The 13,263-nt window shown below is 64.4% G+C and carries 14 protein-coding genes and 1 other RNA gene; 4 read left to right on the top strand and 11 right to left on the bottom strand.

Features of this window, described 5'->3' with window-relative positions; translation table 11 throughout:
- Positions 1 to 10 precede the first annotated feature (10 nt).
- The gene (locus IVA81_RS23600; protein ID WP_247322418.1) at positions 11 to 1,717 is read right to left on the bottom strand and encodes an ATP-binding protein; all 1,707 of its coding nucleotides are present in this window, start codon (positions 1,715 to 1,717) and stop codon (positions 11 to 13) included.
- Positions 1,714 to 3,228 carry an ATPase domain-containing protein gene (locus IVA81_RS23605; RefSeq protein ID WP_247323185.1) on the bottom strand — a complete coding sequence of 505 codons (1,515 nt, stop codon included), beginning with the start codon at positions 3,226 to 3,228 and terminating at the stop codon, positions 1,714 to 1,716. The genes IVA81_RS23600 and IVA81_RS23605 overlap by 4 nt, the downstream gene beginning before the upstream one ends.
- Positions 3,229 to 3,541: 313 nt before the next feature.
- Here IVA81_RS23605 and IVA81_RS23610 point away from each other — a divergent pair, with 313 nt between their 5' ends.
- On the top strand, positions 3,542 to 4,174 hold the full coding sequence (locus tag IVA81_RS23610) for an autotransporter outer membrane beta-barrel domain-containing protein (protein WP_247322420.1): 633 nt from the start codon (positions 3,542 to 3,544) through the stop codon (positions 4,172 to 4,174).
- Between the two features lie 71 nt (positions 4,175 to 4,245).
- On the opposite strand, the gene IVA81_RS23615 is transcribed toward IVA81_RS23610, so the two are convergent.
- Both IVA81_RS23615 and cax read right to left on the bottom strand, forming a co-directional pair.
- The gene (locus IVA81_RS23615) at positions 4,246 to 4,764 is read right to left on the bottom strand and encodes a GNAT family N-acetyltransferase (RefSeq protein WP_247322423.1); all 519 of its coding nucleotides are present in this window, start codon (positions 4,762 to 4,764) and stop codon (positions 4,246 to 4,248) included.
- A gap of 107 nt (positions 4,765 to 4,871) precedes the next feature.
- On the bottom strand, positions 4,872 to 5,975 hold the full coding sequence (gene cax, locus IVA81_RS23620) for a calcium/proton exchanger (protein WP_247322424.1): 1,104 nt from the start codon (positions 5,973 to 5,975) through the stop codon (positions 4,872 to 4,874).
- A gap of 66 nt (positions 5,976 to 6,041) precedes the next feature.
- Here cax and IVA81_RS23625 point away from each other — a divergent pair, with 66 nt between their 5' ends.
- Positions 6,042 to 6,359: a hypothetical protein gene (locus tag IVA81_RS23625; protein WP_247322428.1), complete on the top strand. Its 318-nt coding sequence runs from the start codon at positions 6,042 to 6,044 to the stop codon at positions 6,357 to 6,359.
- 70 nt (positions 6,360 to 6,429) lie between these two features.
- On the opposite strand, the gene IVA81_RS23630 is transcribed toward IVA81_RS23625, so the two are convergent.
- The 7 genes from IVA81_RS23630 to ssrA form a co-directional block, all read right to left on the bottom strand.
- Entirely contained in the window at positions 6,430 to 8,295 is a 1,866-nt protein-coding gene (locus IVA81_RS23630) for a ferrous iron transporter B (protein ID WP_247322431.1), read from the bottom strand.
- A gap of 37 nt (positions 8,296 to 8,332) precedes the next feature.
- Complete coding sequence (locus IVA81_RS23635) at positions 8,333 to 8,608, bottom strand: FeoA family protein (protein ID WP_247322433.1); 276 nt, start codon at positions 8,606 to 8,608, stop codon at positions 8,333 to 8,335.
- Between the two features lie 119 nt (positions 8,609 to 8,727).
- On the bottom strand, positions 8,728 to 8,979 hold the full coding sequence (locus IVA81_RS23640) for a ribbon-helix-helix domain-containing protein (protein WP_247322436.1): 252 nt from the start codon (positions 8,977 to 8,979) through the stop codon (positions 8,728 to 8,730).
- Positions 8,976 to 9,164 (bottom strand): DUF4169 family protein, encoded by a 189-nt coding sequence (locus tag IVA81_RS23645; protein WP_247322440.1) that lies wholly within the window; start codon positions 9,162 to 9,164, stop codon positions 8,976 to 8,978. Before IVA81_RS23645 ends, IVA81_RS23640 begins: the two co-directional genes overlap by 4 nt.
- Before the next feature lie 281 nt (positions 9,165 to 9,445).
- Positions 9,446 to 10,879: a class II fumarate hydratase gene (fumC, locus tag IVA81_RS23650; protein ID WP_247323187.1), complete on the bottom strand. Its 1,434-nt coding sequence runs from the start codon at positions 10,877 to 10,879 to the stop codon at positions 9,446 to 9,448.
- A gap of 89 nt (positions 10,880 to 10,968) precedes the next feature.
- The gene (locus IVA81_RS23655) at positions 10,969 to 11,487 is read right to left on the bottom strand and encodes a ClpXP protease specificity-enhancing factor SspB (protein ID WP_028145462.1); all 519 of its coding nucleotides are present in this window, start codon (positions 11,485 to 11,487) and stop codon (positions 10,969 to 10,971) included.
- 115 nt (positions 11,488 to 11,602) lie between these two features.
- Positions 11,603 to 11,969, bottom strand: a transfer-messenger RNA (tmRNA) gene (ssrA, locus tag IVA81_RS23660).
- 84 nt (positions 11,970 to 12,053) lie between these two features.
- Here ssrA and IVA81_RS23665 point away from each other — a divergent pair.
- Complete coding sequence (locus IVA81_RS23665) at positions 12,054 to 12,662, top strand: chromate transporter (protein WP_247322441.1); 609 nt, start codon at positions 12,054 to 12,056, stop codon at positions 12,660 to 12,662.
- Positions 12,659 to 13,189 carry a chromate transporter gene (locus tag IVA81_RS23670; protein ID WP_247322442.1) on the top strand — a complete coding sequence of 177 codons (531 nt, stop codon included), beginning with the start codon at positions 12,659 to 12,661 and terminating at the stop codon, positions 13,187 to 13,189. Before IVA81_RS23665 ends, IVA81_RS23670 begins: the two co-directional genes overlap by 4 nt.
- The last annotated feature ends 74 nt before the right edge of the window (positions 13,190 to 13,263 follow it).

Raw genomic sequence — 13,263 nt, forward strand, 5'->3', positions numbered from 1 at the left:
TGGACCGCTCTCAGCAGGAATTGGAGCGCTTGGATCCTGCATCGGGCTGTAGACTGGATCTTGCCGCGCTCAGCGCTGCCGCCAGCTCGTCGATGTGGTAGGGCTTCGCGAGGATCTGGATGCCCGCTGCGTGGGCGTCGTGGGCTGAGGCTTCGGCATATCCGCTGGTCAATAATACCGGGATGTCGCTTCGCCGTTTTCTGATCTCGCGTGCGAGCTCGACGCCGTTCATGCCGCCCGGCATCATGATGTCCGAAAAAACAACATCGACCGAGCGGCCATCGGCCAAAGCGCCGAGAGCCGCGGCAGCGCTGGCGGCGCGCGTGACTTCGAAACCGAGCTGGCCGAGCATCTCGCTGACCAGCGCGGCAACTTCGTCGTCGTCTTCCACCAGCAGGACCTGGCCCTGGTTGCTTCTTTTCGGCCGCACCCGGGTGAGATCGATCAGATGTCGCTCGCTGGAAGGAAGATCGTGCGATCGCGGCAAGTACAGCTCGATGCTCGTGCCTCGGCCGACCTCCGATCGAATTCGCACGGTGCCGCGGGACTGGGTCGCAAATCCGTGGACCTGCGCGAGCCCGAGCCCCGACCCCTTTCCCACGTCCTTGGTCGTGAAGAACGGCTCGAACACGCGCGCCAGAATCTCCGGAGACATGCCGACACCGGTGTCGATGACGGACAGCCGGACGTAGTCGCCCGCGATCTGCTCGCCGTTGAAACCGGGCAGGTTTTCCCCGCGCACAACGATCGTGCCGCCATTGGGCATGGCGTCGCGGGCATTGACGGCCAGATTGAGCATGACGAGCTCGAGCTCTCCGGGGTCGACTTCCACCGGCCACAGCGAGTCCGGAAAGTCGAACTCGACGTGAACGTCGCCCCGCAAGCTACGATCGAGCAGTTCACGCATTCCGCCGATCTGCGCGGCGACGTCGACGGGCTGCGGCCGAAGCTTCTGCCGGCGGGAAAACGCCAGAAGCTGCCTGGTCAGGCTGGCGCCGCGCTGCGCCGCCTGAATCATCCCCTCCATCAAGCGGCGGCGGCGGTTCGGATCCGTCTGGCGGTCGAGCATGTCGAGGCCGCCGGAAATCACCATCAGCAGATTGTTGAAATCATGAGCGACACCGCCGGTGAGCTGGCCGATGGCCTCGATTTTCTGGGCCTGGCGAAGCGTCTCCTCGACGCGCGCACGCTCCTCCATCTCGAGGCGAAGCTGCGTGTTGGCTTCTTCCAGCTCTCGCGTCCGCTCGACCACCAGCTGTTCGAGCTCCTGCGCGGTCTGCTCGCGTGCCGCGAGCAGCGCCCGAATCTCGTATTGACGCCGGCGTGCCCGCATCGCGGATTGGATGGCGCTGGTCAGCGTGATCGGCTGAACCGGCCGTTCGAGCAGCGAAACGTTACGGAGAAGCTCGACGATGCTGCGTCGCCACGCCACGACGGCCGGTTGCTCTCGATGGCTGGTGAGAACGACGAAAGGGAGGTCGGACCATGGCGGCTGGCGCTCGATCCATTGTGCCAGCGGCGTCGTGTCTCTCCCGAACAGTCCTTCCTCCGCCAGGAAGACGGTACCCACGCCGGATGTCATCTCGCTGACGAGCTCGGGCAGGCTTCGGCAGCTGATCGCGTCGAGGTTCGAGTTGCGGAAAAGCTCGGCCGATGCCGCTCCGTCGCGCCCGATCGGAGCAAAGATGAGGACACGATGGTCCCGGTCGGCGCTCATTCGGCTGATCCTTCCGGGATTTCCATGCCGGTATAATGCGGATTGCCGGAAAAGATGCCGCTGAAGTGCCTGAGTGGGGGACCGAGCTTGATGCCCTCGCTGCTGAGGCGAAACTCACGGATGGTATGCTCGTGCTGGCCGCTGCGCTTCTTGACGACCGACAGGGCGCGCCGGACGGTGCCGCCCACCTCGAAATAGCGCAACATCAGCACCGCGTCGCTCAAATAGCTGATGTCCAGAGGCGTATCCATCGGGCCGACGAGCCCATGTTGAGCGAGGACCAGGATGGTCAGCACCCCCTGCTGTCCCAGATAGGTCAACAGCTCGTGCATTTGCAGGACGAGAAACCGTTCGTCCGGCATCGCGCTCAGATAGCCGTTGAGGCTGTCGATGATGACGACGCGGGCGTTGTCATCATCGACGCTCCGGCGCACGTTGGCGGCGAACTCGCCCGGTGAAAGCTCGGCTGGATCGATCTGTTGAAACCGGACACTACCGGAGTCGAGGTGTTTTTGCAGGGGCAGACCAAGTGTCCGCGCGCGTGCCTCAACCGTGCCGCGGCCCTCGTCGAAGGCGAAGAACACGGCGTGCTCGCCGCGCTCTGCCGCTGCTATCGCGTAGGTCAGCGCAAGCGACGATTTGCCTACGCCGGCCGCACCGATGAAAAGCGCATTGGTGCCGCGCTCGAGGCCCCCTCCGAGGAGCTGGTCGAGTTCGGCGTTGCCGCTCCGCGTGAACTCTCCGACAAAGGACCTGTGATGTTCGGCCGCCACGAGGCGAGGGAATATCCGCAGGCCACCCTGCTCGATCATGAAGTCGTGGAAGCCGCCGCGAAACCGAATGCCGCGCATCTTGATGACGCGAAGCCGTCGCCGCTCCGCGCCGTAGTCGATGGCGAGCTGCTCCAGCATGACCACGCCATGCGCGATGGAATGCAGCTGCAGGTCGTCCTGAGACGATGAAAGGTCGTCAAGCAGGACGACCGTGCAGTTGCGGTTGGTGAAGAAATGCTTCAGGGCCAGCACCTGGCGCCTGTAGCGCAGCGGGTTCTGGGCGAGCAGGCGCAATTCTGAGAGGCTGTCCAGCACGATGCGCGCGGGATTGATCCGCTCGACTTCCTTGAAGATCAGATTGGTGGTTTCGCTCAGCTCCATCTCGGCGGGATGGAAGACCGTCAGCTCCCGGTCGGGATCGAGCGTCGTCTCCGGCGGGACCAGCTCGAAGATGTCGACGCCGTCGAGCGACCAGCCATGCCGATGCGCGACCAGGTTCAGCTCACGCCTGGTCTCGGAGAGGGAAATGTAGAGCACGCGTTCGCCGTCACGCACGCCCTGCAGCAGAAACTGAAGCGATATCGTAGTCTTGCCGGTGCCCGGCCGTCCCTCATAGAGATACATCCGGTTGGCATCCAAGCCGCCGCCCAGAATGTCATCCAAACCGTCGCTACCGGTCGAAACTCTTGGCAAATCTTTGGGGCTGCTGTCGGAAGCACCCGTGGACGTACCGGTCATTGCACCCCCTTTACGCATTCCAAAAAGAAGGCCCGTCTTGGGCTGAGCTGCCCCCTGGACCGGACAAAGTCCGTCTATGGAACTCACACACTCGGATTGAGTTCCGTCAGCGCACCCGGCCGGGGCGGGTTGAACGAAGGAGACCGTCGGGGCCGGGAGTGGCAATGGCTTACCGCACTCGACCCTGCGGATTGCCCGGCTCGTGGCCAATGTTTGAGGATGCGACGTCAGTCGAGCCGTGTCGGTCCAAAATTGGACCAAGCATCCGGATCGTTGACCGGCCAATCCGGCGTGTTTGGCGGCCGGATACCGTTTGCTGGCCGGTGTCTACGGCGCGCACAAGTTCGGTGCGGCCTACGTCTCTGGCGCGGTCTCCTACGGCAATTACGGGACGTCCGCGTTTCGGATCGTGCGCGTCGCGGGCGCCGACACGCTGCGCGCCGATTTCAACGCCCACGACCTCGGTGCGCGTATCGAAGGCGGCTACCGCATTCCGCTGTGGACCGCGCTCGACCTGACGCCCTATGCGGCGGTTCAGGTGCAGGGCTTCCGCACGCCGTCCTACGGCGAAACGGCGACCGCGGGTTCGGCGCAGTTCGCGCTCAACTACGACGCAGGCACGGTGACGGCGGTGCGCACCGAGCTCGGCAGCCGGATCGGAAAGTCGTGGCACGTCCCCGACGGCAGCGTGCTGGACCTGTTCGGCAAAGCGGCATGGGCCCATGACGAGATCAGCGATCCCCGCCTGAAAGTCAGCTTCGTCGGCCTTCCGGTGGCGAGCTTCGCGGTCAACGGCGCGACGCCGGCCCGTGACCTCGCGCTGGTCACCGCCGGTGCGGAATGGAAGTTCCGTAGCGGGATCTCGGTGATGGCGAAGTTCGACGGCGAGTTCGCCGAGCGGTCGACGACTTATGCCGGCACCGCGCGGCTGCGCTACGCCTGGTGATCGCGGCGCGGATCGGGCCGCTCTAAGGGGCTGGGCGGCTCAACTTCTTGCGCGGTGGCGTGCTGTCGCCGTCACCGCAGAGGAGGACCCGCGGCCTTCGCCTTGCGGTAGATCACGACGTCTTCGCCGCGACGGTTGGTGCTCCGCTCGAGGAGGTAGTTCGACTTCTCGAGTACGCGGCGCGATGCGCCGTTCCCGACGTAGACGATGCCGATGAGGGACGGCAGCCCGAGCTGCGCCAGCCCGACGTCCGTCAGCGCGGTTGCGATCTCGCCGGCAAATCCCCGGCCCCAGAGGCTGCGCGTGAACGCGTAGAAGATCTCGATCTCGTCGACGTCGTCGACGAGAATGTGCCGAATTCCCGCCCGCCCGGCGAATGCGCCGTCGCTCGCTCGCAGTGCCCACAGCCCGAAGCCGTGCTGGTCCCAATGCGCCATGTTGACGTCGAGGTAAGCCTTCGTCGTCTCCGCCGGGCGCACACCGCCGAGATAACGGGACACCTCGGCATCGAGATGCAGCGCGACGAGGTCGGCGAGGTGACTCTCGTTCAGCCTCTCGGCTGTCAGCCTTTTGGTGCTGAAGTGATCCATGTAGGGTGTCGCCAGGAGAGTTGGTCGCGATCTGGACGTCGTTGAGGGCAATGATGTTATCGTGCTCCCGTTTTGCCCGGCGGGTCAACCGGCTCGCAGCCCGTAGCCTAGACCGGACCGTGCGAGCCGGGCGGGACCATGTAGAGCGTCATCGCGAAGATCGCGTAGATGCAGAGCAGGAGCGCGCCGATGAACCAGGCCGATCGTCCGCCGTTGGTGATGAAGCTCGTCACCACGGCGGCGATCGTGACCATGGTCACCGCTCCCGGCCAGAACTGAAGGTCCATGGGGTGCGGCCCGACAACGTAGCTCAGCAGCACGAGAACGGGTGCGACGAACAAAGCGATCTGGCTTGCGCTTCCGAGCGCGATGCTCACGCTCATGTCGAGCCGGTTCCGGCGTGCGGCGGAAAACGCCACGGCCATCTCGGCCGCAGCGCCGACCAGGGCAACGACGATGAACCCGACGAATGCCGGGGTCATGCCGAGCGTTTCGGCGGCCTTCTGCACCGACTCGACGAAGATCTCGCTCACGAGCGCAACCAGCACGGTGACGACCCCCAGTGTCGGAACGGCGACCGCAACCGGCAGCACCGGGCCGCCTGCCTCGCCATGATCGCCGCTCGCAAACAGCTCCTTGTGCGTCTTCAGCGAGAACAGCAGGCTGAGAGCGTAAGCCGCAATCAGCAGGACCGACAAAGCGGCGCTCAAGCGCTGCACCGTCGCCTCGTGTCCGGCAAAGTTGAGGTCGGCCACGGCCGAGGGCGACAACAGGGCAATCGTGGCCATCAGCAGCAGCGCGGAATGGAGCCTGCCGCCAGCCCGGTTGTACTCCTGCACGCGATGTCTCAATCCGCCCAGAAACAGCGAAGCGCCCAGCATGAAGAGCGAGTTGGTCACGATCGCACCGGCGATTGAGGCTTTGACCAGCATGTATTGACCGGCCTGCAACGCCGTGACGGCGATGATGAGCTCCGTGAGATTGCCAAGCGTGGCATTCAACAGCCCGCCGACCGCATCGCCGGTCTTCTCGGCCACAGCCTCCGTTGCGTGACTGAGCAGGCTCGCGAGCGGCACGATGGCAACCACGGCCAGCACGAACAGCAGCGTATGCGCCTCCGGCATGATGTGCGCGAGCGCGATCACCACCGGCACGAAGACCAGCGTCCACAGAAGCGGGCTGTGCCGGATTTCCTTGAACAGCGCATTCATGGTCCGTCCTTCGCGGTCAGGCCCCGAGGCTGCCGCCGCAGACACGACCGGTATTGATCCAGCTCAATGGCTTTGCGCGCCCGGCGGATGGTGCAGGAAGTTGACGAGTTCGACCTGGCGCAGCTTCGGCGCGGCCTAAAGCGCGATGAGATCAGGATGAATCGCCAGGGATCGCAAGCATCGCGCCGTGGGCGCATCCTGCCTTTCTTTCCACAATGCCATTGTGCCGGTGTTTTGCCCGACGGGTCAACTGATTTTCCGAATTCAGGCAAGAGCGGTCTCGTGGATGGAGTTCGGCGCAATCTGGGAAACACTGCATTTGGAGCGCGACGCCTGCTGCGCTCGGTCCGGGCTATTGCCGGATGGTTTCTTGCCCGCACGTAAGCCATTGATTTCGCAACCCCCGTCTACTGTGCATGGGGTTGTTTTCGCAGTTTTAGTTTTGCGAGGGACGCTAGCCCGCGCCGAGCGCCACAGCGACGTTGTAGGTCAGAAGGCTCGCCGCATAGGCCAGCACCAGCATGTAGGTGAAGGTCACGGCCATCCAGGTCCAGCTTCCGGTCTCGCGCCGGATCACGGCCAGCGTCGAGGCGCATTGCGGGGCGAAGATGTACCAGGCCAGCATCGACAGGGCGGTTGCGAGCGACCATTTCGTCGCCAGCACCTGGCCGATCTGCTCGGCCGCTTCCTTGCCGCCTTCGATCGCGTAGACGGTGCCGAGCGCCGCGACCGCGACCTCGCGCGCTGCCATGCCCGGGATCAGCGCGACCGCGATCTGCCAGTTGAAGCCGACGGGGGCGAGCAGCGGCTCAAGCGCCTTGCCGATGATCGCAGCCAGGCTGAAGTCGATGGCGGGCTCGGTGGCGCCCGCCGGCGGCTGCGGGAACGAGGCCAGGAACCAGATCAGCACCATCATCGAGAAGATCGTGGTGCCGGCGCGCACCAGGAACATCTTGGCGCGGGTGTAGATGCCGATCGCGATCGATTTCAGCCGCGGCATCTTGTAGTCCGGCAGCTCCAGCATGAACGGCGCCGGCGCATAGTCGCGCAGCATGAAGAACTTGATGAGGAACGAGACGGCAAGCGCGCTGATGATGCCGGCCGCGTAGAGGCCGAACATCACGAGGCCCTGCAGGTTGATGAAGCCCCAGACGTCCTTCGCCGGAATGAAGGCGGAGATGATCAGCGTGTAGACCGGAATGCGCGCCGAGCAGGTCATCAGCGGCGCGATCAGGATCGTGGTCAGCCGGTCGCGCTTGTTGTCGATCACGCGCGTCGCCATGATGCCGGGAATGGCGCAGGCAAAGCTCGACAGCAGCGGAATGAAGGCACGGCCGTGCAGCCCCGCGCCGCCCATGATGCGGTCCATCAGGAACGCGGCGCGCGCCATGTAGCCGAAATCTTCTAGGAGCAGGATGAACAGGAAGATGAGGATGATTTGCGGCAGGAACACGATGACGCTGCCGACGCCCGAGATCACGCCGTTCTGCAGGAAGCTCTGCAACAGGCCGTCGGGCAGGGTGGCCTGCACGAGCTCCCCGAGCGCGTCGAAGCCGGATTTGAGCAGGTCCATTGCCGGTTGCGCCCAAGCGAACACCGCCTGGAACATCACGAACAGGATCAGCATCAGCACGATGAGGCCGCCGACGGGATGCAGCACGACCCGATCGATCCGCCCGGTCCAGGTGTCGGGACGGCTCGGCAGGCTGACGCAGTCGGCGATGATGCGGTCGGCCTCGCGCTGGGTCGCGCGCAATTCGGACACGCTGAGTGCGCGCCAGCTGTCCGCCTCGGCGGCCAGTTTTGCCGAGATCTCGTCGGTCAGCTTCAAGAGGTCGGCGGTGCCGCCCTTGCGCACCGCAATCGAGGTGACCACGGGCAGGCCGAGCTCCTTGGCGAGCCGCTCGACGTCGACGGTGATGCCGCGGCGGGCGGCGATGTCGAACATGTTGAGCACGAGGACCATCGGCCGTCCCGTGCGCTTGAGCTCGAGCAGCAGGCGGATGGTCAGCCGCAGATTGGTCGAATCGGCCACGCACAGCACGAGATCGGGTACGGTCTCGCCGGAGGCCTTGCCGAGCACGAAGTCGCGGGTGATCTCCTCGTCCGGGCTGCGGCCGCGCAGCGAATAGGTGCCGGGCAGGTCGACCACCGAGACCTGGCGTCCCAGGGGCGTGACGAAGAAGCCTTCCTTGCGCTCGACGGTGACGCCGGGATAGTTCGCGACCTTCTGTCGGCTGCCGGTCAGGGCGTTGAACAGCGAGGTCTTGCCGCTGTTCGGCGTGCCCACCAGGGCGAGATGCAGCAGGGGTAATTCCATGGAATCACTGGTCCGGGATCAGAGGTCCGGTCGCGGTCTAGGCGACGATGATGGCCATGGCTTCGCGGCGGCGGACCGCGATCGTGATGCTGTCGACCCGCACGGCGATCGGGTCGCGCCCGACCAGCCCCTCGTGCAGGACCTCGACCCGGGCGCCCTCGACGAAGCCGAGCTCGATCAGGCGGCTCTCGAGCTCGATGTCCGAGAGCGCCGAGCCCGCCTCGCGAACCGAAAGATGCTGGATGACGCCGGTATAGCCGCGCTGGGCCAGACCCAGCGGCATGTGCGGGCGCGTGTCATTGGTGTCGGTCATACCCTGTATTTTCAACGCAGGGCAGTGAGGTCAAGCGCGCGCGCTCGCTGAAACCGCACCTTAGAGTGATTTTAAAGTGCGGGTCGCGGAGCGCCCTCGAAGGCGCCCCCGAGGGTTGGCTACTGGGCCGGGACCTTGTCCGGCTGGGCGGCCATGGCCCGGCTCCTGAAGTAGTCCAGAACGAACAGACGGATCGCCGACGACAGATTGCCCTGCTGGCGATTGTTGTCGATCTCGCCGACCAGCTCGGACAACGTCATGTTGCGCAAGCCGGAAATCTCCTTCATGCCGTTCCAGAATGCCTCCTCCAGGCTGACGCTGGTCTTGTGCCCGGCGACGACGATCGACCGTTTCACGACGGGCGACTTCATGGCTGCTCCTCGCGATCGATCTGATGCTGATCCAGGTGCGCCTTCGCCTTGTCCGCGCGCGTCTCCTCCGCCGACCGTTCCGCCTTCGTGCGGCCGAACTTCGTCCGGTTGGCGTCCGCCTGTTTCGCCGAGGTTTCCCGCTCGGCGCGCTTCCTGAAGCGATTCAGGTTGATGACGTTCCCCATGCCGCGTCTCCATCATCCGCTCCTCTTCAGGCTGGATGAAACATTCAGAAACAGGGTGCCGCTTTGCGCCCCACAAGACTTGATCGCCATTCGCTCGTCCTCGTCAATCGGCCCTCGGGCCATCAAACGATGAATTTCGCCCCGTCGTGGGGGGCGGAAAGGCTGCGTAGCACGCCGTCCCGCCGGAACATTGACGGTAATCAAATCCCGCCCCCAAAGCCGCACATTTCTGAGGCATCGAGCGTCCGTATCATTACGGATGGCTGTCGGAATTCGGAGTTCTATCCCGGGCTGGTCATCTTCTCGGGGCGCACCAGGCGATCAAACTCGTCCGCCGAGACGAAGCCGAGCCGCAGCGCCTCCTCCTTCAGCGTGGTGCCGTTGGCATGGGCCGTCTTGGCCACCTTGGCGGCGTTGTCGTAGCCGATCTTCGGGGCGAGCGCCGTCACCAGCATCAGCGAACGCTGCATCAGCTCACTTATGCGCTTTTCGTCAGCGCGGATGCCGCTGACGCAGTGCTCGGTGAAGGATCGCGCGGCATCCGCCATCAGACGGATCGAATGCAGCATGTTGTAGGCGAGCACGGGCTTGTAGACGTTGAGCTCGAAATGGCCCTGGCTGCCGGCCACCGTGATCGCGGTGTGATTGCCGAACACCTGGCAGCACACCATGGTCATCGCCTCGCACTGGGTCGGATTCACCTTGCCGGGCATGATCGAGGAGCCCGGCTCGTTCTCCGGCAGGATCAGCTCGCCTAGCCCCGAGCGCGGGCCCGATCCCAACAGGCGGATGTCGTTGGCGATCTTGAACAGGCCGGTCGCCACTGAATTGATGGCGCCATGCACCAGCACATAGGCATCGTTCGAGGCCAGCGCCTCGAATTTGTTGGCGGCGCTGGTGAAGGGGAGTTTCGTGATCCCGGCAACGTGCCTTGCGAACAGCTTTGCAAAGCGCGGCTTGGAGTTGAGGCCGGTGCCGACCGCGGTGCCGCCCTGCGCCAGCGGATGGAGGTCCTTCACCGCGACGTTGAGCCGGGCGATGCCGCTTTCGACCTGCGCGGCATAACCGGAAAATTCCTGGCCGAGCGTCAGCGGCGTCGCATCCTGGGTGTGGGTGCGGCCGATCTTGACGATCTTTGCGAACGCCTTCTCCTTCTTGCGCAGCGCGCGCAGCAGCTCACCGAGCGCAGGGACGAGGTCGGCATTGATGCGGCTTGCGGCCGCGATGTGCATCGCGGTCGGGAAAGAGTCGTTCGACGACTGGCTCATGTTGACGTGGTCGTTGGGATGCACCGGCTTCTTGGCGCCGAGCTCGCCGCCCAAGAGCTCGTTGGCGCGGTTGGCGATCACCTCGTTGAGGTTCATGTTGCTCTGCGTGCCGGAGCCGGTCTGCCACACGACGAGCGGAAAATGATCGTCCAGTCTGCCTTCGATCACCTCGCGCGCGGCGCGGATGATGGCGCCCGCGCGGCGCTGGTCGAGCAGGCCGAGCTCGAGGTTGGACTGCGCCGCGGCGAGCTTGACGATGCCAAGCGCGTGCACGAGCGCGATCGGCATGCGATCAGTGCCGATACGAAAATTCTGGCGCGAGCGTTCAGTCTGCGCGCCCCAATAGCGGTCGGCGGCAACCTCGATGGGACCGAAGCTGTCGGTCTCGATGCGGGTTGCGGGGCGGGCGGTCTTCGAGCGGGAAGCTTTGGCCATGAGCACATCCATTTTGCCGCGCGAAACGCCGCGCGGCCTCTTCATGCGCTCTTCTATATAGGCAGTCTGGCCGGGCGCGACGGCTTGGCGCCCAACCTAGATCATTTCTTGCGGAAACGATCGAGCCGCACGACTTCGGCGCCGCCCTGGTTCGGAGCCGCCGGCTCCTCCGTGCTTTCCGCCGTTTCAGGGGCAGGCGTCTGCACCGCGACGGCCGAGGGCGCGGGAGCTGTCGGCAGCGTCTCGGGCGCGACCTCGGCGACGTCGGACGTGTCGAACTGCAGGCCGAACTTCACGGACGGGTCGAGGAAGCTCTTGATGGCGCTGAACGGCACGATCAGCCGCTCCGGAATGCCGCCGAAGGACAGGCCGACCTCGAAGCGGTCCTCGAGCACGGTCAGATCCCAGAACTGGTGCTGTAGGATGATCGTCATCTCTTCCGGATATTGCGCGAGCAGCCGCGACGACAGCTTCACGCCCTCGGCCTTCGACACGAAGGTGATGAAGAAATGGTGCTCGCCCGGCAGGCCTTGGGCGGCGGCATCGGTCAGCACCTTCCGCAGCACGCCGCGCAGCGCGTCGCGGGCCAGCACATCGTATCGGATATGATCGGTCGCCATGGTGGTCCTGTTGCATCCCCGAAGCCGGACCGTGCCGGCCCGACTCGCCAAGCGGCAATAGTACCGCGCCTGACGGGTCAGCAGGAGTCCCCGCCGGGGAAGAAATCAAGAGTAAAGTGGAGGCTTCTGTTGCCAGGTGCCTCCGAACCCCGCCTAACGGAGCTTAACCCGTTAGGACTTTAAGATGGTCTTTCAAACTGCGTTACGCAGCCTGAGCAACCGGAGCAAAGTTGTCGTTGGCAACTATTGCAGTAGCCCGATAACGGCGGAACAATACCGGGAAAAAGTACGCCCTTTACGCCCTCGTCGATCCTATTTCGCCCCCGCCAAAACCCGCTTCTTGGGCATGCCCCGAGTGGGCTTTGGTGGAGGCGCCGGGTACCGCCCCCGGGTCCGAATGGTTTATTGCGACGACCGTTTATTTCCATAGCCGGCGAACCGGCACCCCCAATATAGGGCGCAAAGGTTTCGAAAAACAGAGGTTTCGCGCGTCCCTCGCAAGGTTCCCTTTGGATAGGTTCTGGACTGTCTTGGCCGCGGCGCGACCCTCGTTCTAAGCTCCTGACATGTCCTCGGATTCAGTACCGGCCGTCCAAGAATCAGATCAAGAGCCGGATCCAGTCACCGCGCCGCCGGACCTGGCCGCGCTGTTCCTGGCATTCGCCCGGATCTCGCTGGCCGGTTTCGGCGGCGTGCTGGTGTTTGCCCGGCGGGCCATCGTCGAGCAGCACCGCTGGATGACCGCGGACGAGTTCAACGAGACCTTCGCGCTCTGCCATTTCCTGCCGGGGCCCAACATCGTCAATCTGTCGATGGTGTTCGGCGCGCGGCTGCGCGGGATTGCCGGCGGGGTTGCCGCCTTTGCCGGGCTGCTGCTGCCGCCGACATTGATCATGACCGTTCTCGCGATCATCTACGCCCAGTTCGGCGAATTGGAGCTGCTGAGCCGCAGCCTCGCCGGCATCTCCTGCGCGGCGGTAGGCCTGTTGATCGCGGTGGTCTTCCGCATGATGACCCCGCTGTTGAAGCGGGTGGACGCCGTCGCGCTCACCCTGATGCTCGGCGTGTTCGCCGCCATCGGAGTGTTCCGTCTGCCGCTCCAGACGGTGCTGCTGGTCGCAATCCCCGTCAGTATCGGCGCCACTTATTTCCTGCGGCGGAAAGTAGCAGCATGAACGCCGAGAACCCAATCTGGGTGCTGATCTCCACCTTCGGCCTGATGTCGCTGTTCGCGGTCGGCGGCGCCGCGGCGGCGGTGCCCGAGATGCACCGCATCGCGGTCGAGGTGCATCACTGGATGACCGAGAAGCAGTTCACTGATGCCTATGCGATCGCGCAGCTCTCGCCAGGTCCGAACGTGCTTATCGTGACGTTAATCGGCTATGCCGTCGCCGGGATCCCCGGGGCGCTGGCGGCAACGCTGGCGATGTGCCTGCCGACGGCGCTGCTTGCCTATTATGTCAGCCGGCTCCTGAATCGGCCCAGCCAATCGCGCTGGCCCGGCCTGATTCAGGCTGCACTGGTTCCTCTCTCGATCGGATTGATGGCGGCGAGTGCCCTGATCCTGGCGCAGTCGACCGATCGCACAATTGTTGCAGTGCTCCTGACCGCAATGGTTGCGGTGATCGCATCCGTCTCGCGCATCAATCCACTCTGGCTCCTGCTCGCCGGCGGGCTGTTGGGTTTTGCTGGCATTGTGTAATGAAAATCGCTAGGCAGTGATCCGGGCGGGGGATCCAGTTCCAGCCGATTTAGAACAACAGTGCTCGTGACTTA

The sequence above is a fragment of the Bradyrhizobium sp. 141 genome, from assembly GCF_023074055.1.
In the GTDB taxonomy this organism is placed as follows: domain Bacteria; phylum Pseudomonadota; class Alphaproteobacteria; order Rhizobiales; family Xanthobacteraceae; genus Bradyrhizobium.

Excerpts from the sequence above, each read along its gene's own strand:
- IVA81_RS23665 (WP_247322441.1), top strand. The coding sequence starts at position 12,054 with ATGTCCTCGGATTCAGTACCGGCCGTCCAAGAATCAGATCAAGAGCCG.
- IVA81_RS23605 (WP_247323185.1), bottom strand. The coding sequence starts at position 3,228 with ATGACCGGTACGTCCACGGGTGCTTCCGACAGCAGCCCCAAAGATTTG.
- IVA81_RS23625 (WP_247322428.1), top strand. The coding sequence starts at position 6,042 with ATGGCTTTGCGCGCCCGGCGGATGGTGCAGGAAGTTGACGAGTTCGAC.
- IVA81_RS23655 (WP_028145462.1), bottom strand. The coding sequence starts at position 11,487 with ATGGCGACCGATCATATCCGATACGATGTGCTGGCCCGCGACGCGCTG.
- fumC (WP_247323187.1), bottom strand. The coding sequence starts at position 10,879 with ATGGATGTGCTCATGGCCAAAGCTTCCCGCTCGAAGACCGCCCGCCCC.
- IVA81_RS23600 (WP_247322418.1), bottom strand. The coding sequence starts at position 1,717 with ATGAGCGCCGACCGGGACCATCGTGTCCTCATCTTTGCTCCGATCGGG.
- IVA81_RS23630 (WP_247322431.1), bottom strand. The coding sequence starts at position 8,295 with ATGGAATTACCCCTGCTGCATCTCGCCCTGGTGGGCACGCCGAACAGC.
- IVA81_RS23640 (WP_247322436.1), bottom strand. The coding sequence starts at position 8,979 with ATGAAGTCGCCCGTCGTGAAACGGTCGATCGTCGTCGCCGGGCACAAG.
- IVA81_RS23645 (WP_247322440.1), bottom strand. The coding sequence starts at position 9,164 with ATGGGGAACGTCATCAACCTGAATCGCTTCAGGAAGCGCGCCGAGCGG.
- IVA81_RS23615 (WP_247322423.1), bottom strand. The coding sequence starts at position 4,764 with ATGGATCACTTCAGCACCAAAAGGCTGACAGCCGAGAGGCTGAACGAG.
- cax (WP_247322424.1), bottom strand. The coding sequence starts at position 5,975 with ATGAATGCGCTGTTCAAGGAAATCCGGCACAGCCCGCTTCTGTGGACG.
- IVA81_RS23670 (WP_247322442.1), top strand. The coding sequence starts at position 12,659 with ATGAACGCCGAGAACCCAATCTGGGTGCTGATCTCCACCTTCGGCCTG.
- IVA81_RS23635 (WP_247322433.1), bottom strand. The coding sequence starts at position 8,608 with ATGACCGACACCAATGACACGCGCCCGCACATGCCGCTGGGTCTGGCC.